This is a genomic window from Mobiluncus curtisii subsp. curtisii ATCC 35241 (assembly GCF_000146285.1).
GTDB lineage: Bacteria > Actinomycetota > Actinomycetes > Actinomycetales > Actinomycetaceae > Mobiluncus > Mobiluncus curtisii.
This window is the reverse complement of sequence record NZ_GL385912.1, coordinates 572,988-595,180: the sequence shown is the minus strand read 5'-3', so window position 1 is coordinate 595,180 and position 22,193 is coordinate 572,988. Positions and strand designations below refer to the sequence as shown.

Genomic DNA, 22,193 nt, shown 5'->3' with positions numbered 1-22,193 from the left:
AATTATCCCAGGAAACGGGTTTCGAGGCGTTCCTCTATGACTTCGCCGTTATCTTTGGTGACGACCCAGGCTGACTTGCCCGGCACTTCGCTGACCGCTTCTGCCAGTTCAGTGCCGCGGTAGACCAAACCCACATTGTTATCGGTGCAATAGGTTTTCCCCAAGATACCCTCGGCGACCAGACGATGCACCGTGGGGCGGCGGCGCTTTTCGACATCGTAATGCACGCCGTTGTCGTAGGGAATCAGACCCAGACCGTTCGTGACGGCGCGAAGTTCAGGCCCGAAAGAATCCGTGGTGCCACCTCGGTGCCAACAGATAGAACCGGCAGACACCCCTGCCAGGACGATGCCAGCCTCCCAGACTCGCCGGAAAATCTGGTCTAAATCGTGAACCCGCCACACTGCCAGCAGGTTTGCCACCGAACCCCCGTCGACCCAGACCGCATCCTGTTCCATGAGGTAGCCTTCGATGTCTTCCACGTTGGGCATGACGAATAGTTGCAGCGGGTTTAGTTCCACCCCCGCCAGGCGAGCCGCTTCATAACGTTGTGCTAAGCGATAATGCTGGTCGCCGGCAGCGGTGTCCAGGTAGCCCAGTTTCGGTTTGGAACGGGTGGTGCCGGACAGCTCGAGGGAATACATCACCAGGTGGTTGAACTCGGTAAAGATTCGTTCTCCGTTTTTGTATCCACCGGAGGTTGCCAAAATAGTTGGGGTTTTGTTCATAGGGATCATACTAGTCGGGGGAACCGCACGAGTCATCCGAGCAATTGGTGTTCGGGATTTGTCCGGCACCGCGAGCGGACCTGGCATAGGATTAAACCCGAGAAAAGAGGCAAAGTGGCGCTGGAGGGTACCACCTGTTTAGGCTCCTAGCTTTGCCAAGGAATAAATATACTGAAATTCGGATAAATAATGAGTGAGAAGAAAAACCTGAATATAGCAATCAATGTGATGGGTGACGAGGTCGGTGGTGGTCTGGGGAGAGCCCGAACTATGGCGGTAGCAACCGTCGACGCCACTGACGAGATTACAGCCTGGCAAGAATTTGAAGTCGGTTGGGACATCTTGCATGAGCAAGGACCTCACGGCAGTCTGCACGCGCAAATAGTGGGTTTCATGCGGGACCATGACATTGTGGCAGTGGTCAGCGGACACATGGGACCGCCGATGGTCAAGACCATGATGAAACTTGGCGTTCTGCCGCTATCCGCGACTGGCGACGCACGTCACGCCGCTACAGATGCCGCGAAACGGGTCCGTGCGGTTGATCGCGGAAATACCACGGTCCCCGATTCAGCCCCCAAGGGGAACAAATGGATTCTTCCCGTCATTCCGTTATAGGACTTGCTGGTATTGAAACTGATGATGGTGAGGAAAGGCTAGTGGATACCGTGAATAAAGATGTCGTAGACCTCATTTTGGAGCTGCAGGCCATCGGTCAGTCTGGAGAGTTCTATGGCCATGATGACTATGACCGAGACCGGGCAATCCAAACTCGGGAACTGGCAACGGAACTCTTGGCGCGCTTGACGGGCAACAATCCCGAACAAGCTCGGGAAGTACTGCTGGAGGATTACGGCTACCGAACACCGAAAGTAGATTCGCGGGCTGTCATTTTTGGTGACGGCACGGGACGTCCCGGCGCAGACGGAGACAAGATTTTGCTGGTACACGAAGGTCTGGATGGGCGGTGGTCCCTGCCGGGAGGTTGGATTGATGAGGGTTTGAGCGTCCGGGAAAACACCATCAAGGAGGCTTATGAAGAATCCGGGATGCAGGTAAAAACCGGCAGGCTGTTAGCGGTAATTGACAAGCGCAAACATAATCCTAGTAAAGGTATATTTCATGTTTACACCTTTTTCGTAGAATGTAGCCTGTTGGGAGGAGCCTTTGCGGAAAATCTCGAAACTACTGAGATTGGCTGGTTCGGACTGGATGAGCTGCCGGAAATGTCCCTGGGCAAGACCACCCCTGAACAAGTAGAGATGTGTTTGGAGGCGCATCGCAATCCCAATTGGCAGGTCATTTTTGACTAAATTTAACCTGGCTATTGAATTGCGTAAATCGGGATAAATCGGGCATAATGAAACGTTGTACTGGGCTTTGGTTGCCGCCCTCTCGTGACCATAGCCTCGGATTTTGAGCAGAACAAGGCTTTAGTGTTTCCCTACCTGGGGTTTTGTAGGCTCGCGACATGAGTTACAAGGAGAGTCACAACAGTGGCAGTACGTATTCGTTTGAAGCGAATTGGTAAAATTCACCACCCCATCTATCGAGTGGTCGTGGTCGACAGCCGCAAGAAGCGCGACGGTCGTGTTATCGAGGAGGTCGGCAAATACGACCCCAACCAGCAGCCGTCTTTGATTGAACTGAACTCGGAACGCATCCAGTACTGGCTGGGTGTAGGGGCTCAGCCCTCCGATGCGGTGCACCGTTTCCTGGTGTTGTCCGGCGACTGGGCGCAATTTAAGGGTGCCAAGGTCGTTGAGAACCGGATTCAGGTTAAGGATGCCGGCGCTGACGTAGAGGCAGCTGTGAAGGCTGCTGATGACGCTGCCGAAAAGGCCAAGGCAAAGAAGGCTGAAGCCGAAGCCAAGGCAAAGAAGGAAGCTGAAGAAGCCGCGAAGGCTGCCGAAGCCGAAGCTGCGGAAGATGCTGCTGAAGCCCCTGCCGAAGAAAAGGCTGAGGACGCTCCGGCAGAAGAAAAGACTGAGGAAGCAGCAGAATAATGTCGATGCTTGCAGATTCTTTGGAACACCTGGTTAGCGGCATCGTCGACGAGCCAGAGGCCGTGCGTGTGAGCGAAAAGTCTTTGCGTCGCGGCAAGCTCCTGGAAGTACACGTTGCCCCTTCGGATTTGGGTCGAGTCATTGGTCGTAACGGTCGCACCGCGAAAGCGCTGCGTTCGGTGGCGTCCGCACTGTCTACCCAGGGCAGCGTCCGTGTCGATGTTATCGATCAAGATCGGCGCTAAATAGTCATTTGGTTTGACCCCTGCCGATAGCAGGGGTCAAACTTTTTAACGCACTTATCAGACCGGAAAGGGGTCAGCGGTGAAACTCACGGTGGGAATTATCGGGCGCGCCAGTGGCGTCCGCGGTGAAGTCCGAGTCGCCCTGCGCACGGACGACCCGCGTTCTCGATTTGCCCCCGGCACTGTCTTGTTAACCAACCGAAACAGTCCCGCTGCGCTGACAGTAGACCAAGCACGGATGAGCGGTAAACACTTCGTGGTGTCCTTTCAGGAAATTCCCGACCGTAACGACGCCGAGACCCTCAGCGGGACAAAACTGTACATAGAGACCGATGCCCCACCCTTGTGCACCGACCCCGGAGACACCTCAGACACCACTGCTGACCCGGAGACGGCTGACTACCCGGAAACTACTGAGGGCGATGACGGCTTTTACCGTCACGAACTGGTGGGGCTGCGGGCGATGAACCTGGCAGGAGAAACGCTCGGCACCATCAGTGACCTGCTGCTGGCGCCTGCCCAAGACTTGCTGGAAGTCACCACCGCGCAGGGGGAAAAAATCCTGGTGCCTTTTGTTTATGAAATCGTCCCCGATGTCGATTTGGACAATGGGTTGGTCACCATGGATCCGCCCGGAGGGCTATTCCCCTCGCACTAGGGCGGTTTGACGTTTCCCGGGGGTGCCGGGAGAGACTTTCTGAATAAGGGTGAGGACGATGCGTTTTCAGATTCTGACGATTTTTCCCGAGTTTTTTGAGGTGCTCGGTCTGTCGCTGTTGGGCAAAGCGGCGCAAAACGGGGTGCTGAGCTGGGACGTCACCAATCTGCGCGATTTCACTGATGACCCGCATCGTTCCGTCGATGACACCCCGTACGGCGGGGGTGCCGGCATGGTAATGCGTGCTGACATTTGGGGCAAAGCCATTGACGCGGCGCGGGACAGGCTGCGAGACCAGTCCGCGGGAAGTGACCCGGAAAACCGCCCGACTGACCTTGTGAACCCGAAAACTATCCTGGCTATCCCCACGCCCTCTGGAATTCCACTGACCCAGGCGAAAGTTCGGGAGATTGCCGCGCACGCAGACAATGTCATTATCGCTTGTGGGCGTTACGAAGGTATCGACTCGCGAGTCGCTTCGCACTACACTGACTCGCAACTGTATCCCGACCTGGAAGTGTTTGAATATTCCTTGGGGGATTATGTGCTCAACGGTGGGGAAATCGCTGCTGTGGCACTGATTGAGGCAGTTGGGCGGCTCCTTGACGGCATGGTGGGCAACCCGGAATCTTTGGTTGAGGAATCATACGAGGGAACGGGGCTGTTGGAATACCCCTGCTATACGCGTCCCGAAATCTGGCGTGACCTGGCTGTTCCCGAGGTGCTGAAAGGCGGAAACCACGCGGCAATCGAAGCCTGGCGTCGCGAACGAGCCATTGAAAAGACCTGCTCGCGGCGTCCGGATCTGCTGGCAAGTCTGGATGTCGGACTGTTAAGCAAGCGCGGGCGAGAAAAGCTCGCTTCGCTAGGGTGGCTTTACGTGTCCCCACAGGATTTAGAAGCTATCGGACTGTCCCGGCTGTGCGAGACGCGAGGCATCGGTGGTGCGCAGAAGGATACCGCGGATTTACTGCTGGTGCCCTTGCGGATTCGTCAGCCGAACCGGGAGGAAGCGCTGGCGTTGTCCGCTTTGGGATCGGAGACATTTCCTTTGGCGTGCCCGGCATACCTCAGCAACGATGCAATTGCCCAGTTCGTAGCCGTTGAGTTCGACACCACGGCGGTGAAGGCGCGTCTGAATGCACCTCAAGAAAACCGCTACTGGGTGGCAGAACTGGGCGGTGAACTGGTGGGATACACTTACGCAAAAGTGGGGCTGGGCGAGTCAGAAGTTGACCAGGCGGGAATCGTCGCCGGAGACGCTTACCTGTCAAAGTGTTACGTGCGCGAAGCCCTGCATTCCACCGGATTGTCCGGGGCGCTGCTGGAAGTGGCGGTGCAGGATTTGGCTAGTACCAGCGATGCGCCGGGGGTGTGCCTGGGGACTTCGATTTATAACAAGCGTGCCCAAAAATTCTATAAGCATCATGGGTTTCGGCGTATCGGCAAACGGACATTTACGGTGGGAGACGTGCAAAACCAGGATGTGGTGATGCGCCGAGTTTTCGACCGCGACAATGCCTGAGAGACGTCCGATCGTCGGACGTGTCGCGAGGGCGTGTGATGCGCAAACCAGCGACGGATAAGCACATTGAGAAGCGCTGCGTAGCGTCCGGAAGGGCAAAAGTGGCGTTTCTGTCCTGATTTGTGGCAAAATGGTACGGCTTCGCGGGCAACCTGCCACAGGGGGACCCGATAGCGAAGTGAAACACCATCGGCACTGAAGGTGCCCGCAGTGAGACGTTTTTGACCTGTGGCAGGAGCGTCAAGGAGAAATAATGCAGAAGCCTCTGGTTGAGGAAATTGGCAAAGCCGCCATGCGTGAGGATACTCCGGAGTTTCGTCCGGGAGACACCGTAAAGGTTCACGTAAAGGTTATCGAAGGGAACCGTTCCCGTATTCAGATCTTTCAGGGCGTAGTTATCGCTCGCCACGGCGGTGGAGTGGGCGAAACTTTCACTGTCCGAAAGCTGTCGTTCGGAACCGGTGTGGAACGTACCTTCCCGCTGCACGCCCCGACTGTGGACAAGATTGAGGTCGTGACCCGCGGTGATGTGCGTCGTGCCAAGCTGTACTACCTGCGTAATCGCCACGGCAAGGCTGCTAAGGTTGCCGAAAAGCGGTAACTTGCAATGATTTGTGGCAGTCGCCGCGCTGGGATAATACGAGATTCGTGAGATCAGCCGGACAGTCGAAAGACAAGCCGAGTGCTGCCCTAAAAATTCATCCTAAAGGAAGCCCAAACCGGAAATGTTTGGGTTTCCTTTAGCCTTTTAGGCTATTCTTTTTTACTATGACGAAGCCCCAGCAGCCTGAGAACGCCAATCGAGACGCCCCGTCCTCGGGCACGTCTCCGGATGGCTTCAACACGAACCCGCAATTTGCTGGAGCTGGGACCATGTCAGAGTCTTTTCCTCCTGGCTATGAAGGTTTCCCCGGTGGACCAATGCCCGGTGAAGGAGCGCCATACGCGCCAGACGGCATGAGAATGCCTTTTCCTCCGGAGGCTTTTCCGGGAGGCTACCCCCCGCAGCCCGCATTTCCAGATGGGGCGGAATTTCCTGGTATGGACCCCAATGGGATGCCGCCAACGCAAATGCCGCCGGGTTTCTCGCCCCTGGGAATGGAACCGTATCCGGGAATGCCTTACCCTCCGTACGGTTCTATACCTTTTCCAGGTATGATGTTTGATAATGAGGAAATCCCTGACGTTTCAGGGAAAGATGGCGCCTTGGCGGAGGACGAAACCGACTTCAAACTTGATGATGAGGACGGCGAGTTCAAGTCGGGACGCGGCGCCGGGATGCCTGGATTCCGGGGCATGAATGCCTTGCCACCGGGGGTGCGGGGCAATCTCGACGGTCTCGAGCGTCCACATTTAGCTCTGGACCTGCCCTGGTATTTTGAGTTTATCGCGGTGGTAATTACGGCTCTGGCAATCAGCTCGCTGGTACGACTGTTCCTGTTGCAGCCGTTTTACATTCCCTCGCAGTCTATGGAAAAGACCTTGATGATTAACGATTCTGTGCTGGTCAACAAATTCTCTGCCCGGCACGGAGACATTAACCGTGGCGATATTGTGGTCTTTGAAGACGTGGAAGGATGGAGCCAAACTGCCGCGGAGCAGCTGCGTAAACGCCCTCCTGACCGTACTCCGTTCCAGATTGCGACCAAGGTGAAGAATTTCGGGATTTTCGTGGGTCTGCTGCCGGAAGACTCTCAAGGTTATCTGATCAAACGCGTGATTGGAATCCCTGGCGATGATGTCTCTTGCTGCGACGAGGATGGTCTGATGACCATTAACGGCAAAGCTATTGATGAGGACTATATCCCCCGAACCGGAGTCTCTTCAGATATAGAATTTTCTGTTGTCGTGCCGAAAAATTCGCTGTGGGTCATGGGGGACAATCGACCTCATTCTGCTGATTCCCGCTGGCACCAAGACAAACCTTCGCATGGATTTGTCTCTGAATCGAACGTGGTGGGTCGCGCTTTCGTCGTCGTTTGGCCGGTCGAACGTATGAAATTCATCACTCCCAGCTGCGCTTTTTATAACATTCCCAAGCCTGCCACCCCGAATGATGAATTCAGTTCCGAAGCCGACGAAGCGCCGCCCCCCACGCAATGAGGCTACCGCGGTGGTCGATTTATCTTGGGAGACTGCGGCTCTGGCAGAGTTGGCACAGTGCGGGAGCGACGGTCACGAAGGACGTCTACCGTTGATAGGCGGGATGGACGAGGTCGGTCGTGGCGCGTTAGCAGGTCCGGTGTGCGTGGGGGTGGCAGTGCTGGATCAACGCAGCCTAGACAATCCGGATTTCCCCCAGGGCTTTCCTGTCGGATTGAACGATTCTAAGCAGCTCACCGCCCGGCGTCGGGTAGCGCTGCAAGACCCCATTCAGGCGTGGGTCAGGGATTTTGCTATCGGTCAGGCTTCGAATACGGAAATCGACGAATTAGGGATTATGCCCGCGTTGCGTCTGGCTGGATGGCGTGCTTTAAACGAGCTGGATGCCAGGGGACACCTGCCCCAGAGACTGCTGCTGGACGGAAACTTCGACTATCTCGCCTCACCGCGGCAACCTGACCTGTTTGCCGAGGCGGGAAACCTGGTGAGTTCCCCCGAAGTCAGCGTGGAAACCCTGGTGAAAGGGGATGGGAAAGCAGCTGTAATCGCTGCCGCCGCGGTACTGGCTAAAGTGTATCGGGATGCCTTCATGCGCAGCTTGCATGACCCCGGATATGGTTGGGCCCGGAACGTCGGATACGGGACTCCTGCTCACAAAGCAGGTCTGGCTGAATTGGGTGCGAGTGTCTGGCATCGCAAAACTTGGAAGCTCCGGTAGGGTAGAGGAATACGAAAGGTTACGTGATGGTCAACAACGACGATATTGAGTCCTATGAAAATGGGCTGGAACTGGATTTATACCGAGAATATCGCGATGTGATTTCCCTGTTTAGCTATGTGGTGGAAACCGACCGGCGCTTTTATCTGGCGAACAAGGTAGACGTCACCACGCACAATAATGCCGGAGGGGACGTATTCTTTGAGATTACTTTGGAGGACGCCTGGGTTTGGGACGTCTATCGCTCCTCGCGCTTCGTGCAAAACGTGCGGGTGCTTACTTTCAAAGACGTCAACGTTGAGGAACTCACCAAGCCTGAAATCGAAATTCCCTAGCTTCGATTTCGTCAATAAATTCGTTAAAACCGGTTGATTGGCGGATTTTCGCCATTTATAGGGCTGTGGATAAGTCGGTTTTCCACAGGTAAAAATGTTTGGGCTTGGTCAGGGCGGTCGCGCGCGCAAGGCTGAGTTCATGAGCTACGCAAATACCGTTGAAACCAGTCATAAAGCCTGTACCGAGACGAACCCTCGATGCCACGATACAGTCGGTGACTCCGCACTGCGGACAGTGGGGCAAATTGTCTCACCGCCACGGAACAACTTACACAATCGTCAGCTGGGCATGGCTGGAGAAGAAGTGGCTGCAGAGTCGCTCAAAGCTGCGGGATATGTAATTGTGGATCGGAATTGGCGATGTCGTGCTGGGGAAGTCGACATAGTCGCCCTCAGCCCCGAGGGAGTTCTGGGGTTCGTGGAGGTTAAGACTCGTTCCAATCATCGGCACGGGTTGCCTATTGAGGCCATCACCATGAAAAAGCTGGCGCGGATGCGCCGGGTTATGGGGGCATGGTTGGCGCAACGGGATATTGTCCCAGTCCATCGAGCGGTCAGCCTGGATTTATGCAGCGTGGATTGGGACGGACACGGTGAACCCGTGGTGAAACATCTCCAGGGGTTGAAATGAGTTCAGGATTTGCTTGGTCGATTTGCTTGGTAGGGATGCAAGCACGTCCGGTGCGGGTCGAGGCGCATATCTCCGATGGAATGACCGCCTACAGTTTGGTCGGGCTGCCGGATACGGCGGTGCGCGAGGCCAAAGACCGGGTGCGCGCTGCGGTGACCAGCTGCCTGTATGAATGGCCGGGAACGCGGATTGTGTTGAATCTCTCCCCGGCATCACTGCCAAAGACCGGCTCTGGCTACGACCTGGCGATGGCAGTCAGCGTTTTAGCTGCGATGGGGGTCATTTCCCACAGCCGAGCTGGGCAATGCATCATGTTGGGAGAGCTGGGGTTGGATGGTCGTGTGATTGGAATCCGGGGTATTTTACCCAGTGTCATCGGCGCCATGAAGACCGGAAAAACAAAGATTTTGGTGCCACAAGCGAACCTTGCTGAAGCTTCCCTGGTTCCTGGGGTGGACGTGGTCGGGGTGCATCACCTGGGGCAAGTCATCGAGTTATTGGGGGGAGACTTGATGATGCCGCTGCCCCCGCCGGAAGAACCGGCGGAGGCAGCGGAGGGGGACACCACCCCGGCTCCTGCCTGCAGTCTGGGCGGGGATTTTTCGGATATTCGCGGACAAGCCGCTGCCTGTCAGGCGATGGAAGTGGCGGCCGCGGGAGGTCATCATCTGTTGATGATTGGCACTCCGGGCTCGGGAAAAACCATGCTGGCATCGCGGCTGCCTGGAATCCTCCCGACCCTGGAACTGGAACAGTCCGTAGAAGTCACCGCCTTGCATTCCCTCGCCGGAACGTTGTCTCCGCTGGACGGATTAATTCGTCAGCCTCCCTTTCAAGCCCCGCATCATTCGGCGACGCTGGCAGCGATGGTGGGAGGAGGCTCGGGAGTGCCGCGTCCCGGCGCCGCCTCCCTGGCCCACCGGGGAGTGTTGTTCTTGGACGAGGCTCCCGAGTTCGGGGCGCGGGTCTTGGATTCCCTCCGAGAACCGTTGGAAAACGGGGAGATTACGCTGCATCGGGCGGCGGGTGCAGCCCAATATCCGGCTCGATTCCAACTGATTATGGCGGCTAATCCCTGCCCCTGCGGTAACGCCGGTAGTCGGCGTGCCACCTGTACCTGCACACCCTATTCACGCAAACGATATCTGGAACGATTGAGCGGACCGCTGTTGGACCGGATGGACATCCAAATCCAGGTGGAATCTCCGGGGCGAGGCTCGCTCGCGGGAGCGAAACCCGCTGATACCACCACGGTGGTCGCCGCCCGTGTGCAACGTGCTCGTGACGTGCAGCGGGAACGGTGGAAGGGGCGAGGATGGGATTTGAATCGGGAAATTCCGGGACCATTTTTGCGACAGCCCGAGGGTGGTTTCACTCGGGAGCTGATTGGGCGGGTCGACACCGTGGTGGAACAGGGGCGCCTGTCCATGCGGGGAGCTCAAAGGGTCTTGCGCCTGGCGTGGACCGTTGCCGATTTGAGCGGAAAAACTGTTCCGGGGTTGCCCGAACTGGGAACTGCCATGACGCTACGGCGCCAAAACGAAGGATTCAGTCTGCCCTAAAGGGGGGAAGTTATGAAAACGTTAAGCCTAACTGAGGACGTGCCCTTGAATGCCCCGAAGTCGCCGCCGGATGTGGTCTTGGAAGAACTGTCACACTCGAACGAAATGTTGTCGTTACCGTCGCGTGGAGACCCTGTCGCGAAGCCGCTCAGCCCAGAAGATCGCCAGGCTCGTGCGGCATGGACCGCTATTGCCCAACCGGGAGAGCCTGTCGTGGGTCAGGTCATCGAGCATTTTGGGGTCAGGGAAGCCCTGGAACGCGTGAAATTTCTGGCGGCAAAGCTGCCGGAAATTGACGACATGATGATTCGCACTGTGTTTCAACCGGTTCAGTTGCCCGCGTCGGTGGCGCAAATCGAAGGCTGGGCTTTGCGACTGCGTGAGCTAAACCTGGAGATGGAATATCAGCTGCTGAGCCGGGACGGCGGCGCACTGGTGGTGCCTGGCGACGCGGCTTGGCCCGGGATAGTCGATAGTCTGGGCGCTGTGGCGCCACTGGCGTTGTGGGTGCGGGGTAATCCCCAGGCTTTGCAAGCGCTGGCATCTGAGGGTGCAGTGGCGCTGGTCGGGGCACGTTGCGCGACTCACTATGGAACCGATATAGCCCAAGAAATCGCGTATGAACTGTCAGAGTGTGGCATCTGGGTCATCAGTGGGGGAGCTTATGGGATTGACGCTGCTGCGCATCGAGGGGCTCTCGCTTCGAGCGGTAAGACCATCAGCGTGCAGGCTGGAGGGCTGGGGAATCTCTATCCTGCCATGAATGCGCAACTGTTTTCCCAAATCCAACAAACGGGGGCGATTGTCAGCGAAGCCCCGCCCTCCCAGCGACCTGCTAAACACCTGTTTTTGACTCGTAACCGCATCATCTCAGCCTTGTCTCAAGTTGTAGTGGTGGTTGAGGCGGGGGAGCGTTCCGGGGCGATGTCCACCGCCAACCATGGTGCGGAACAGGGACGTCAGGTTGCCGCGGTGCCCGGAGCGGTCACTTCCACCGCCTCCGTCGGATGCCATCGACTGATTCGGGAAGGCGCTGCCCTAGTGACGAACGCGGCGGAAATCATGGAACTCATGTTTCCGCTGAATGTGGCGGGACAAAGTTTGTTTGGAGTCGGGGGATCAGCAGGAAAGGGCATCTCCGGGGTGGTATCGGCTTCGCCTCAGCGCGACTCGACCGGACAAATCCCGGCGCCCTCGCTTTTTGCTGGATTGAGCAGTGACGGCGTAAAAGTCATTGATGTTTTATCGAAAACGGCTTGGAAGTCCTTGGAGCAGGTGTCGCGTGCCGCCGGTTTGGGTACTCGTACGGTGCAAAGTGAGCTGGGGTTGATGGAACTGGATGGCAAGGTTGAAACCCGAAAAGGGAGATATCGCCTGAGGTCGAAAGCAACCGCCCGGTAGAATCAAGAGGTGAGTGAAAATAACCCAGCAGCGGTCTTTGCCCGAGAAATTACCGCAGATTTTGGGCAATGGCTGAGCGTAAACCGGGGGCTTTCCCCGCAAACCGTGCGGGCGTATCTCACGGATTTGCGAGAATTAATGACTTTCCTGGTGGACTCCGATTCCGGGGATGGTCCCGCGGCGCAGCAACTGCGTGCAGATTTGGCTAATCCTGCCCGGATTCGGGCGTGGCTGGGAGCAATGAGCCGCGCGGGGATGAGCCGCGCCACGCTGGCTCGTCGAGTGGCGTCCTTTCGCACTTTTGCCTCGTGGGCGCAGGTCCGCGGCATAGTCCCGGGCGATGCTGGGCAAAACTTGCGGGCTTCGCGGCCGGATAACGCCCTGCCCACGGTTTTGTCTGCCACGGACGCGGCACACCTCTTGGAAACGGCACGTGCCGCCGCTTATCCTGAAGCCTCTACCGCTCCCAATCCGGTGAAACTGCGTGACTGGGCAGCCTTAGAGCTGCTTTATGCCACCGGCATTCGGGTCAGCGAGCTGACCGGGTTAGAACTGGGCAACATTAATAAAAGCCAACGCACTGTCCGGGTGACGGGAAAGGGCGACAAACAGCGAGTCGTGCCCTACGGCATTCCTGCGGGTCTGGCGCTAGAAGAGTACCTGGAAAAGGGACGCCCCGCCCTGGTGAATCCGGAAAAGCCTGCGCTGAACCGGGTATTTTTAGGGGCAAAAGGCGGAATGCTGGATACGCGGATCGTCCGCGGAATGCTGCATCGACTGACGGCGCAGGCAGGGGTACCGGACTTGGGACCGCACGGGCTACGTCACACCGCTGCCACGCACCTGTTGGATGGAGGGGCGGATTTGCGCAGTGTCCAGGAGATTCTGGGTCACGCCAGCTTAGCCACGACCCAGCGCTATACACACCTCTCGATGGATAAGCTCCGTGCGGTGTATCTGCAGGCGCATCCGCGGGCCTAAAGTCCCTTGATTATCCGAAAGCTGAGAGATAATTTAATCTCACGGTCGATTTAGTTTTCAAAGGGGAATGCTATGTTCGCTAAATTGAGGTACCAGGCGTGTATTCCAGTAATTCTTATTGGATTATCCTTGTGGGGAGTTCCAAGTTCCACAGCTGAGGAGCTTACCAGCCCTTGTGTAAATGATGCCGGTATTGCATTAGAGTGGCAAGCTGAGGTAAATAAAGTAGATAACTTTTCTAGGCTAAATTACTCTGACAATTATTCGTGGTCTCGTATCGGTGGTTGCAAAGCAGAGATTCATTTTAAGAATGATGTTCCGGACAAGGTTCTGAAAATGGCAAATTTGATTCCAAATTTGAGAGTTAGTGGAGGTGTGGGTTTCTCTGAAGATGAGATTATGGGCAAACAGGAGGAGGTCTTTTATAATCTTCGGGAGGAACTTGGTGGCTCGGTATCTGCATATACAGATGTGCCCAATGCTGTTATCCATATTGAAGTTCCGGTTTCTTCAATAAATAAGGTTTCTAATCTTCTCAAAGATAAAAAATTATCTGCCAACGTGAAATCCCCATTCAAGATACAATACGACTATACGGATTCCACAGAATCGGGGTATGATGCTCTGTATGGTGGCGGATATCTCACAAGCTGCACAACGGCATTTAGTGTATCTTCAAATGGATATCCTAATGGTTTATTAACGGCTGGTCATTGCGCAAATGAACCGCAGTCCTACGGTGGCGTATCATTAAAGCTGAGGGGTAAACATCAAGGTCAATATGGAGACGTATCCTGGTTCTCGACTTCCGCCTGGACCGCTCCGCAGTTCTACACCCTTCCGAGTCATTTGGTAAATGTCACACAGACCGCGTATCCCACAGTGGGGCAAAATCTGTGCCTAAATGGCAGAGGCTCGGGGACGAGATTCTGTGATGAAACTGTTTGGGATATCAGAACATGCTCTTCTAATGGAATTTGTAATCTTACGGCTATGAGTGGAAGAAAGGCGAGGGGTGGAGACAGTGGCGGACCTTGGTTTTCATCCTCTATTGCTTATGGCGTCCACAGTGGGCATATTAAATTCGGAAGTGTAGAGAGGGACGTGTTTACGCCTATTCAAATTGCCGAATCTGTGCTGGGGGTTAGAGTAAAAAAGAAATGAATAAAAATTTACTGATTCTTTTGCTTATATTTGCAGCTGCACTTTACTTGGCTGGATGTCAGAGCGTAGCAACGCAGCCTGAAATCGATAATTCTATGTCAAGTAAACCGCAAGCCGCTGTCACTGGCGATTCTTTGCCGACTGATATCGAGCATTGCTATGTGGAAACTGTGCAGGACGGAATGAGGCTGGTAGCAAATGCCTTTGAATATCCGGGAGGTTACGATCAGCTATTTCAAGGTACTCTGGAACAGGACGACGCAGGATGCGTCATGTTGAGGGATAGCTCTGACAATGAATTGTTGCCGGTGTCTTTTCCTTACGGTACCACCCTGTCGGGTCAGAGCGTGAAGCTTCCTTGGGGCAGTGTTCTGGCAATAGGAGATCGGGTTCGATTCGGAGGAGCTGTGGATGTCTTGAAAGCGTGCCGGGATGTAGTAAATCAAGAGACAATAACTTGCCCGAAAACGGGGGTACTTAGAATCAATGACTCCGCTGACGCTGCGGAGAAGGACGATTAGTCCCAGATTATGTCTCGATGGGGCGTCGAAAGTTATCAATCTTGTGAATCTATTTGGGGAGACTGTGTCTCAAGGTGGGGCTTGAGCAAGGGGATTTACTGAGAAGGCACGTAGTGACCGGAAAGAGACAGTGTATCTGCAGGCGCATCTGCGGGCCTAAAGTCCTAATTTAAATGTTTCCCCAAAAAATTTCTAAAGGCTAGAAAAAAGCAAGCCTGTGAGCTGGGAAGATAGTGTCCCTGGAATGTCTTTACAAAACTGAGAAAAAGCTGGATTGACTCTATGAATTTCCTCCTAAACCACATACAATGAATCATGAAAAGCAAGGTAATGGTGTCTCGGGAGGAGCGTCATGGTCGGAAAACTGCGGATTTTGCAAGCATCGCTGATGATGCTGTGCTCCGCCGCAGTGTTAACGGGATGCGGTACGGCGGTTACTGCTTCCGGATCCGAGAGAACTGCGCGCGAGATGATGACCGCGGATATTCCCTTGGTCGAGCCTGCGGCTCCGAACACGACTAAAGACCCGGTTTCAGGAGAGCCAGCGCCGAGTTATACCGCGACGGTGAAAGATAACCCTTCCCCCGCTGAACTCAAAGAGATTCCTGCAGATCAGATGATGAAAGTGGCGCCGTTTGATGAGCCGAAATTCTTCCACGAGTTCTCCGTGGACGGTGCTGCCACCGTGGTGAAGTACTTTACCTATGCGATGTATTACAGCTTTGCGTCGAAAGATGCGCATTTCGTAAACCAGGTTTACACCGATGCGTGCACGAAGTGTCAGGAGATGTCGCAGTGGTCCGTTGACTTCACCCGGAAGTATTCTCACGTAGAGACCGGGGTGCCACGCACGGAAATCCTCGATGTCTCCGCGGGAAAGTCCAAACAGAATCAATCCATTTTTTGGGTTGTGGCTCGCAATGCGGAACCGCCGATTATCGCGCGCTCTGAGAAGGGCGAAGTCCTGAACTACGATCCCCCTTCGAACACCGTATCCCAGTACCGGGTCGAGTATATTCACGGAAACAACGTGATTACCGGCATCTATAAAGCTCCCGCCAAGTATTCCGATACTGGTGAGTGAGCGGTAGCGCCGCGGCGTGTTCCCCGACTCACCTAGCTCACTGGGTACAGGCGAATCCTTCCCCCCAACAGACGCAGCGGATCCACGTAGCCGTCTGGGCCGTCCTTGACCCCGAAATGTAGACAGTCCCCAGGGGAACAGTGCCCTCCCAGTGCCGTCCCAATGGCCTGACCGCGAGTCACTTCATCCCCGACTGCGACCGCGGGTTCTACCGGCTCGTAGGTATAGCGCCGCCCCGTCGTGTCTTCGAGTGAAATCACGGGACGTCCCGCCAGATTACCGGCATAGAGTACCGTCGCGTCAGTCGCGGCAAAGACAGTCTCACCGGGGCTGACCCGCAAATCGATACCGCGGTGCCCTGCCAACCATTTCTGGGCGGGCGGGTCAAACTTGCGCGGTACTGCGGTAGGGTGACCGGTGGGCCAATAGAGGAAATCCCGCAGACCTGGCGTTTTCCCTGGTGAAAAGGTCGTTAACGAGGCTGGGCTGGTGACCCCAGGTAAGTTTGGGGCGGTGGTGATTCCGGCGGCAGGTGAAGCAGAGCCTCCCACCAGACTCAAGGTCAGGCAACAGCAGAAGGCGATAAAAACTTTTCTCATGACTGCAGTGTGACGTGAAAGAAACGCCCGCACCAGAGAACAAACTTTGACCTGTGGAAAACCCCGATTTGACCCCGCTTGTGGAAAAACCACAAAACCGCGTCAGGTCGCGCCGAATTAGCTTTTCTGGAGGAAGTTTTGGTAAAGTTAACCCTCGCAGCTGCCCATGCAGCTGACTTCGCGTGTTCGCAATCGCGGCGTTGCCGGTGTTACTGCCAGCGTAGCCGTGATGAGCGCAATCCTCCAGGTCCCTATGGGGTGGGGAAGGCGAGCGAACACCAGGCATTAACCGAAACTGGACGTAGACGTCTCCGGAGCGCTCGTGCGCCGGGACAGCTGTGTCCCATAACTGAAAGAAGGACGCCACATGGCAGTCGTTACCATGCGCCAGCTTTTGGAAAGCGGCGTGCACTTCGGGCACCAAACCCGTCGCTGGAACCCCAAGATGAAGCGGTTTATTTTGACCGACCGTTCCGGCATTTACATTCTCGATTTGCAGCAAACCATTGCTGACATTGATATTGCTTACGAATTCGTAAAGGAAACCGTGGCGCACGGCGGCACGCTGCTGTTCGTGGGCACCAAGAAGCAGGCTCAAGAGTCCATTCAGGAACAGGCTACCCGCGTGGGGATGCCTTTCGTGAACGAACGTTGGCTGGGCGGGATGCTGACCAACTTCTCGACGGTGCACAAGCGCTTGCAGCGACTGAAGGAACTGGAACAGTACGACTTTGAGGACACTTCCGCTTCGGGATTGACGAAGAAGGAACTGTTGATGATGCGCCGTGAAAAGGACAAGCTCGCCAAGACCCTGGGCGGCATCCGCGACATGGCGAAAACCCCTTCGGCTATCTGGGTGGTTGACACCAAGAAGGAACACTTGGCGATTGCGGAAGCCCAAAAGCTTGGGATTCCGGTCGTTGCCATTCTGGACACGAACTGTGACCCTGACGAGGTAGATTACGGCATCCCTGGCAACGACGACGCGATTCGCGCAGTCGATTTGCTGACCAAGGTGATTGCTGACGCTTGTGCAGAGGGTCTGCTGGCTCGTTCCAAGAAACAGCTGGGCGAGAACCCGGAAAGTGCCGAACCGATGGCGGAGTGGGAACGCGAGCTTCTGGCAGGCGATGACGCGAAGGCTCCTGCCGCGGATAAGCCGGCGGAAACTGCACCCGCTGCGAGCGAAGCTACCGACGCAAAAGCCGAGTAATCGGCTGCAGCTGAGCGGGGAGATAACACTCCGACGCTCACTCAAAAGGATTATCGGGAATATAGAAGTTCCCGGTGCATGAAACTTGCTCTGAAACTGGAGGAAAAATTGGCTAAATATAACATGCAAGACCTCAAGGACTTGCGCGAAGAAACCGGTGCGGGCTTAGCTGACGTTAAGAAAGCCCTGGAAGAAGCAAACGGCGACCGTGAGGAAGCCCTGAAAATCATCCGCGTCAAGGGTCTGAAGTCCCTGACTAAGCGCGAAGGTCGCTCCGCCGGAGCCGGTCTGATTGCTGCCAAGGTCACCGACACCGAGGCTGGTCAGCGCGGCACCATGGTTGAGGTCAACGCCGAAACCGACTTCGTGGTCAAGACCGACAAATTCATCGCGATGGCAGACAAGGTACTGGAAGCTGCTGCTGCATCCGGTGCGGCTACCGTAGAGGAACTCCTGGCTGCCAAGTCTGCTGATGGCACGGTAAAGGACACCATTGAGGCGGTTGCGGCGATTATCGGTGAGAAACTGGAAGTCGGCAACGTGCGCCAGGTTGAAGGCGAAGCCGTCGATGTCTACCTGCACCGTTCTTCCCAGGATTTGCCCCCGACCGTTGGCGTCATGGTGGCTACCGACAAGGCTGGTGCCGAAGTCGCTCACGATGTCGCGATGCACATCGCTGCCTACAGCCCGGAGTACCTGAGCTGCGAGGATGTTCCTGCCGAGGAAGTCGAAAAGGAACGCGCCACTCTGACTGAAACCACCAAGGCTGAAGGCAAGCCGGAAGCTGCTGTGGCAAAGATTGTGGAAGGTCGGATGAAAGGCTTTTACAAGGACTGCGTGCTGCTGGAACAGCCCTTTGCGAAGGATCCCAAGACCACGGTCGGCAAGATTGTGGAAGCTTCCAAGGGCAAGGTCACCGCTTTCGCGCGTTTGCAGGCTGGCGAGTAAGCCCGAAGGGTTCGTGAAACCCATCTAAACTAGGTAAATGCCCCAGGGTCGATGAAGGCTTTGGGGCATTTGCGTATAATGACTAAGGATGTTGGTCTTTCAAGGGAGAAGATAGATGAGCGACAACGGCTCTGTAGCCCCCGGTAAACGCCGGGTTTTGATGAAACTTTCCGGTGAAGTCTTTGGTGGCGGGCAAGTGGGGTTGGACCCCGATGTCGTTTCCAATATCGCTCAGCAGGTCGCTGCGGCGGTGACTCAGGGAATACAGGTTGCCATTGTGGTTGGTGGCGGAAACTTCTTTCGTGGCGCGGAGCTGAGCCAGCACGGTTTAGATCGCGCACGAGCGGATTACATGGGGATGTTGGGTACCGTGATGAACGCCCTGGCTCTGCAAGATTTCCTGGAACAAGCCGGGGTGCGCACCAGGGTTCAGTCTGCCATCACGATGACCCAGGTCGCTGAACCTTATGTGCCGTTACGTGCCATTCGTCACCTCGAAAAAGGGCGCGTGGTCGTGTTCGGAGCGGGTGCGGGGATGCCGTATTTCTCTACCGACACCGTTAGTGCCCAGCGTGCCCTGGAGACACATTGTCAGGAACTGCTGGTGGGCAAGAACGGGGTGGACGGGGTCTACACTGACGATCCGCGCCAGAACCCGGAGGCTGTAAAGCTTGACGAGGTTAGCTACGAGAAAGCGCTGCGCGACGGTTTAAAGGTCGTAGATGCGGCTGCTTTTTCCCTGTGCTCCGAAAACAAACTGAAGATGCGCGTGTTTGGCATGTCCCAGCCAGGCAACGTTACTAGGGCATTGCTGGGCGATGAAATCGGCACTGTGCTATACAGCGAAAAGTAATTGAGATAACGAAACCCACCGGGGAACCTGTGGAGAAAGCAAAGAATAAAAGGAGAAACTCGTGATTGAAGACACCCTCAAATCTGCCAAGACCATGATGACAAAGGCACTGAGCGCCACCCAAGACGAATTCGCTTCCATTCGTACCGGTCGTGCCAATACTGCTATGTTTGACGGCATTATGGTCGACTACTATGGCGCCCCCACCCCGTTAAAGCAGTTGGCTTCCTTTAACATTCCCGAGGCTCGTACCGTCATAGTTCAGCCTTTTGACAAGTCAGCCTCGCAAGACATCATTCGTGCCATTGCGGAAGCAGACTTGGGCGTGAACCCCACTGATGACGGTAAAACCATCCGTATCGTCCTGCCCGCCCTGACGGAGGAACGGCGTAAAGAATACGTTAAGATTGCCAAGACCAAAGCCGAGGAAGGACGCCAGTCCGTGCGTTCACTGCGCCGCAAAGCCAAGGACGAATTCGAAGCTATGCTAAAGAATAAGGAACTCGGCGAGGACGAAATCAAACGCGGAGAAAAGGAACTTGATTCCATCACGAAAAAGTTCACTGATGAAATTGATCAGCTGCTGGCTGCCAAAGAATCAGAGTTGATGACTATTTAGGCGCCGTCGACCCGTCATTACCTGGGGCTGCAAGAGCATGGTTGATACCGAAAATTTCCAGCCGCCGCGATTTTCCGAAGCATCGGTGTCGCCGGCGACCCCGGAAACTGGGGTGCATCCGGTGACCCGACCCAGTCGCCGCGAAAATCGCGTGGCAAAGCAACGCCGTAAACGGGGCTGGGGCGTTCCCTTCCTAAAAGTGAAGCCCCAACCGGTGACGTCTGCGCGAAACAAATCTCGGAAGGGTGGTCGTAATCTCGCGGCTGCCACCGGGGTGGGGGCGGGTCTGCTGGCGGCTTACGGACTGACCCTGTTCCTGGTGAAACCGCTGTTCGCAGCCTTGTGCGTGGTGACGATTGTGGCATGTCTGATTGAGTTTCGCCACGCCATCCGGTTTACCGACCGGCATTTGGGGATGCCCATCGTCGTCATCGGCGGGATTGGTATTTATATCTGTGCCTGGCAAGTCGGTCTGGAAGCCATGTTGACCGCGACTCTGCTGACGATGGCGGCTGCCCTGCTGTGGCAGTTAGCGGGTCCCTACCGCGGTGAAGATGCCCTCAAGAACGTTACTCTCAGTACTCTGACCGTGGCGTATATTCCTTTCCTGGGGTCCTTCCTGGCTTTGCTGGCGGTGGAGTGCGGGGCTCCCGCGACGGCGGTGTTTGTCCTGTCCGTCACTTTAGGTTCAGACACCGGCGGCTATTTATGTGGGCGTTTCCTGGGGCGTCACCATATGTCACCGTCTATTTCTCCGCGCAAGACGTGGGAAGGGTTTGCCGGTTCGGTCTTATTTGCTGTCACCGTGTCCGTAGCGGGCACGTTCTGGATGGGAATTCCGTGGTTTTACGGGATTATCTTGGGCGTTTTGATGGCTGTGGTGGGGACTATCGGGGACTTGAGTGAGTCACTGATGAAGAGGGAACTGGGCATTAAAGATATGGGTCACCTCTTGCCGGGGCACGGCGGTCTGCTGGATCGGATGGATTCCATCCTGATGGCAGCGCCGGTGGCGTATATCGTGTTGAAATTCGCCATTTTTTCCCAACAAGGTCCGGTGCTGTCCTAAACCCCACCCGGACGTTCTCGGAAAAACCGTTAAACTTAGACTTATGGAAAGACAGGTTCTGCCCCACCACCAACCTCCGGTCGGGGCTACGCACGCGGGAGCTACGGCAGAACTCAGCTTTCGAGCTCATGCTCGTGGTCGCGCCCCGCAGCATTTCGCGGACTTTGATCCTCAGCAGCGTCGTGAAGCGGTAGTCGCGGCAGGAATGCGCCCGTTTCGTGCTGACCAGGTGGCGCGCCACTATTTTGGACGTTTTGAAGCTGACCCCGCCCAAATGACAGACCTCGCTCCCGCTGACCGGGAACGTGCTCGGGACCTGTTGCCCGAGCTCATTACCCCGGTCGTGACTCAGGTCGCGGATAAGGGATGGACCCGCAAGACCCTGTGGCGGCTGTTCGACGGCGCCCAAGTGGAATCCGTCCTGATGCGCTACCCGAAGCGCGTCACCTTGTGCGTATCCTCTCAGGTCGGTTGCGGTATGGGCTGTCCATTTTGTGCGACCGGTCAACTGGGTTTGACCCGAAACCTGTCGGCGGCAGAAATCTTGGAACAAGTCCGGCTCGCAGCTAGGGCAGCCCAAGACGGAGAACTCGGCAGCCCCGCCCGGCTGTCTAACCTGGTGTTTATGGGGATGGGCGAGCCGCTCGCCAACTACAAATCCCTGCTGCACACGATTCGAACCCTCACTGCGGAAGTCCCGCAAGGCTTTGGCATCTCGGCGCGTAACCTGGTCGTTTCCACCGTCGGTTTGGTGCCCGGAATACGCAAGCTGACCCAGGAAGGGCTGCCGGTCACTTTGGCGGTATCCCTGCACGCCCCCGATGATGAGCTGCGTAACGAACTGATACCCATGAACCGGCGCTACCAAGTCGACGAACTGTTGGACACCGCTTATGCGTATTTTCAAGCCACCGGTCGACGTGTTTCTATTGAATATGCCCTGATTAGGGACATGAACGACCACCCGTGGCGAGCGCAGCTACTAGCGGATAAACTCAATGAACGGGGTAAAACCTGGGCGCATGTGAACCCGATTCCGCTCAATCCCACCCCTGGGAGCATCTGGGATGCGTCTCTGCCGCGTGTCATGGACGAATTCATGGAGATTTTACGGCAAGCTGGAATCAGCACTACGCTACGAGATACCCGTGGCTCGGATATTGACGGAGCTTGCGGGCAGCTCGCGGCGAAAGCGAAGCAGTCTCCCGCAGCCTAGGGAACACTCCGAAA

At 55.9% G+C, this 22,193-nt stretch carries 25 protein-coding genes; 23 read left to right on the top strand and 2 right to left on the bottom strand.

The window, feature by feature from the left end:
• Positions 1-2: 2 nt before the first annotated feature.
• The gene (locus tag HMPREF0574_RS02700; RefSeq protein ID WP_236585843.1) at positions 3-728 is read right to left on the bottom strand and encodes a Type 1 glutamine amidotransferase-like domain-containing protein; all 726 of its coding nucleotides are present in this window, start codon (positions 726-728) and stop codon (positions 3-5) included.
• Between the two features lie 189 nt (positions 729-917).
• Between HMPREF0574_RS02700 and HMPREF0574_RS02695 the strand changes: the two genes are divergently transcribed.
• The 17 genes from HMPREF0574_RS02695 (at position 918) to HMPREF0574_RS02615 (ending at position 15,662) form a co-directional block, all read left to right on the top strand.
• Entirely contained in the window at positions 918-1,346 is a 429-nt protein-coding gene (locus tag HMPREF0574_RS02695) for a NifB/NifX family molybdenum-iron cluster-binding protein (protein ID WP_004007146.1), read from the top strand.
• Entirely contained in the window at positions 1,319-2,041 is a 723-nt protein-coding gene (locus HMPREF0574_RS02690) for an NUDIX hydrolase (RefSeq protein WP_004007145.1), read from the top strand. The genes HMPREF0574_RS02695 and HMPREF0574_RS02690 overlap by 28 nt, the downstream gene beginning before the upstream one ends.
• Positions 2,042-2,224: 183 nt before the next feature.
• Complete coding sequence (rpsP, locus tag HMPREF0574_RS02685; RefSeq protein WP_004007144.1) at positions 2,225-2,734, top strand: 30S ribosomal protein S16; 510 nt, start codon at positions 2,225-2,227, stop codon at positions 2,732-2,734.
• Between the two features lie 5 nt (positions 2,735-2,739).
• Entirely contained in the window at positions 2,740-2,979 is a 240-nt protein-coding gene (locus tag HMPREF0574_RS02680; RefSeq protein WP_036324558.1) for an RNA-binding protein, read from the top strand.
• 79 nt (positions 2,980-3,058) lie between these two features.
• Positions 3,059-3,637 (top strand): ribosome maturation factor RimM, encoded by a 579-nt coding sequence (locus HMPREF0574_RS02675; protein ID WP_004007142.1) that lies wholly within the window; start codon positions 3,059-3,061, stop codon positions 3,635-3,637.
• A gap of 58 nt (positions 3,638-3,695) precedes the next feature.
• The gene (gene trmD, locus HMPREF0574_RS02670) at positions 3,696-5,162 is read left to right on the top strand and encodes a tRNA (guanosine(37)-N1)-methyltransferase TrmD (RefSeq protein ID WP_004007141.1); all 1,467 of its coding nucleotides are present in this window, start codon (positions 3,696-3,698) and stop codon (positions 5,160-5,162) included.
• Positions 5,163-5,415: 253 nt separating this feature from the next.
• Positions 5,416-5,763 carry a 50S ribosomal protein L19 gene (rplS, locus tag HMPREF0574_RS02665; protein ID WP_004007140.1) on the top strand — a complete coding sequence of 116 codons (348 nt, stop codon included), beginning with the start codon at positions 5,416-5,418 and terminating at the stop codon, positions 5,761-5,763.
• 167 nt (positions 5,764-5,930) lie between these two features.
• A complete protein-coding gene (gene lepB, locus HMPREF0574_RS02660) occupies positions 5,931-7,265 on the top strand; it encodes a signal peptidase I (protein ID WP_004007139.1) in 1,335 nt (444 codons plus the stop codon).
• Between the two features lie 10 nt (positions 7,266-7,275).
• Positions 7,276-7,983, top strand: coding sequence for a ribonuclease HII (locus tag HMPREF0574_RS02655; RefSeq protein WP_004007138.1), 708 nt, complete (start codon positions 7,276-7,278; stop codon positions 7,981-7,983).
• Positions 7,984-8,009: 26 nt separating this feature from the next.
• A complete protein-coding gene (locus HMPREF0574_RS02650; protein ID WP_004007137.1) occupies positions 8,010-8,318 on the top strand; it encodes a DUF2469 domain-containing protein in 309 nt (102 codons plus the stop codon).
• Between the two features lie 139 nt (positions 8,319-8,457).
• Positions 8,458-8,949 (top strand): YraN family protein, encoded by a 492-nt coding sequence (locus tag HMPREF0574_RS02645; RefSeq protein WP_236585844.1) that lies wholly within the window; start codon positions 8,458-8,460, stop codon positions 8,947-8,949.
• On the top strand, positions 8,946-10,511 hold the full coding sequence (locus tag HMPREF0574_RS02640) for a YifB family Mg chelatase-like AAA ATPase (RefSeq protein WP_004007135.1): 1,566 nt from the start codon (positions 8,946-8,948) through the stop codon (positions 10,509-10,511). Before HMPREF0574_RS02645 ends, HMPREF0574_RS02640 begins: the two co-directional genes overlap by 4 nt.
• A gap of 12 nt (positions 10,512-10,523) precedes the next feature.
• Complete coding sequence (gene dprA / locus HMPREF0574_RS02635) at positions 10,524-11,912, top strand: DNA-processing protein DprA (protein ID WP_004007134.1); 1,389 nt, start codon at positions 10,524-10,526, stop codon at positions 11,910-11,912.
• 9 nt (positions 11,913-11,921) lie between these two features.
• A complete protein-coding gene (locus HMPREF0574_RS02630) occupies positions 11,922-12,893 on the top strand; it encodes a tyrosine recombinase XerC (protein ID WP_004007133.1) in 972 nt (323 codons plus the stop codon).
• A gap of 72 nt (positions 12,894-12,965) precedes the next feature.
• Entirely contained in the window at positions 12,966-14,057 is a 1,092-nt protein-coding gene (locus tag HMPREF0574_RS09380; RefSeq protein ID WP_004007132.1) for a S1 family peptidase, read from the top strand.
• A 95-nt stretch (positions 14,058-14,152) separates the two neighbouring features.
• On the top strand, positions 14,153-14,578 hold the full coding sequence (locus HMPREF0574_RS02620) for a hypothetical protein (protein ID WP_236585845.1): 426 nt from the start codon (positions 14,153-14,155) through the stop codon (positions 14,576-14,578).
• Between the two features lie 352 nt (positions 14,579-14,930).
• The gene (locus HMPREF0574_RS02615; protein ID WP_004007130.1) at positions 14,931-15,662 is read left to right on the top strand and encodes a DUF6318 family protein; all 732 of its coding nucleotides are present in this window, start codon (positions 14,931-14,933) and stop codon (positions 15,660-15,662) included.
• Between the two features lie 32 nt (positions 15,663-15,694).
• Here HMPREF0574_RS02615 and HMPREF0574_RS02610 read toward each other — a convergent pair whose 3' ends face one another.
• Positions 15,695-16,261, bottom strand: coding sequence for a M23 family metallopeptidase (locus tag HMPREF0574_RS02610; RefSeq protein WP_004007129.1), 567 nt, complete (start codon positions 16,259-16,261; stop codon positions 15,695-15,697).
• Positions 16,262-16,628: 367 nt separating this feature from the next.
• On the opposite strand from HMPREF0574_RS02610, the gene rpsB reads away from it, so the two are divergent.
• From rpsB to rlmN, 6 genes are all read left to right on the top strand, one after another.
• Positions 16,629-17,474, top strand: a complete 846-nt coding sequence (gene rpsB, locus HMPREF0574_RS02605) for a 30S ribosomal protein S2 (protein ID WP_004007128.1) — start codon at positions 16,629-16,631, stop codon at positions 17,472-17,474.
• A 78-nt stretch (positions 17,475-17,552) separates the two neighbouring features.
• Positions 17,553-18,422, top strand: coding sequence for a translation elongation factor Ts (gene tsf, locus HMPREF0574_RS02600; protein WP_004007127.1), 870 nt, complete (start codon positions 17,553-17,555; stop codon positions 18,420-18,422).
• Positions 18,423-18,537: 115 nt separating this feature from the next.
• The gene (pyrH, locus tag HMPREF0574_RS02595; RefSeq protein ID WP_004007126.1) at positions 18,538-19,275 is read left to right on the top strand and encodes a UMP kinase; all 738 of its coding nucleotides are present in this window, start codon (positions 18,538-18,540) and stop codon (positions 19,273-19,275) included.
• 61 nt (positions 19,276-19,336) lie between these two features.
• Positions 19,337-19,894, top strand: a complete 558-nt coding sequence (gene frr / locus HMPREF0574_RS02590) for a ribosome recycling factor (protein ID WP_004007125.1) — start codon at positions 19,337-19,339, stop codon at positions 19,892-19,894.
• A gap of 37 nt (positions 19,895-19,931) precedes the next feature.
• Positions 19,932-20,963 (top strand): phosphatidate cytidylyltransferase, encoded by a 1,032-nt coding sequence (locus HMPREF0574_RS02585; RefSeq protein ID WP_004007124.1) that lies wholly within the window; start codon positions 19,932-19,934, stop codon positions 20,961-20,963.
• A gap of 43 nt (positions 20,964-21,006) precedes the next feature.
• Positions 21,007-22,179, top strand: a complete 1,173-nt coding sequence (rlmN, locus tag HMPREF0574_RS02580) for a dual-specificity RNA methyltransferase RlmN (protein WP_004007123.1) — start codon at positions 21,007-21,009, stop codon at positions 22,177-22,179.
• Positions 22,180-22,193: the final 14 nt, after the last annotated feature.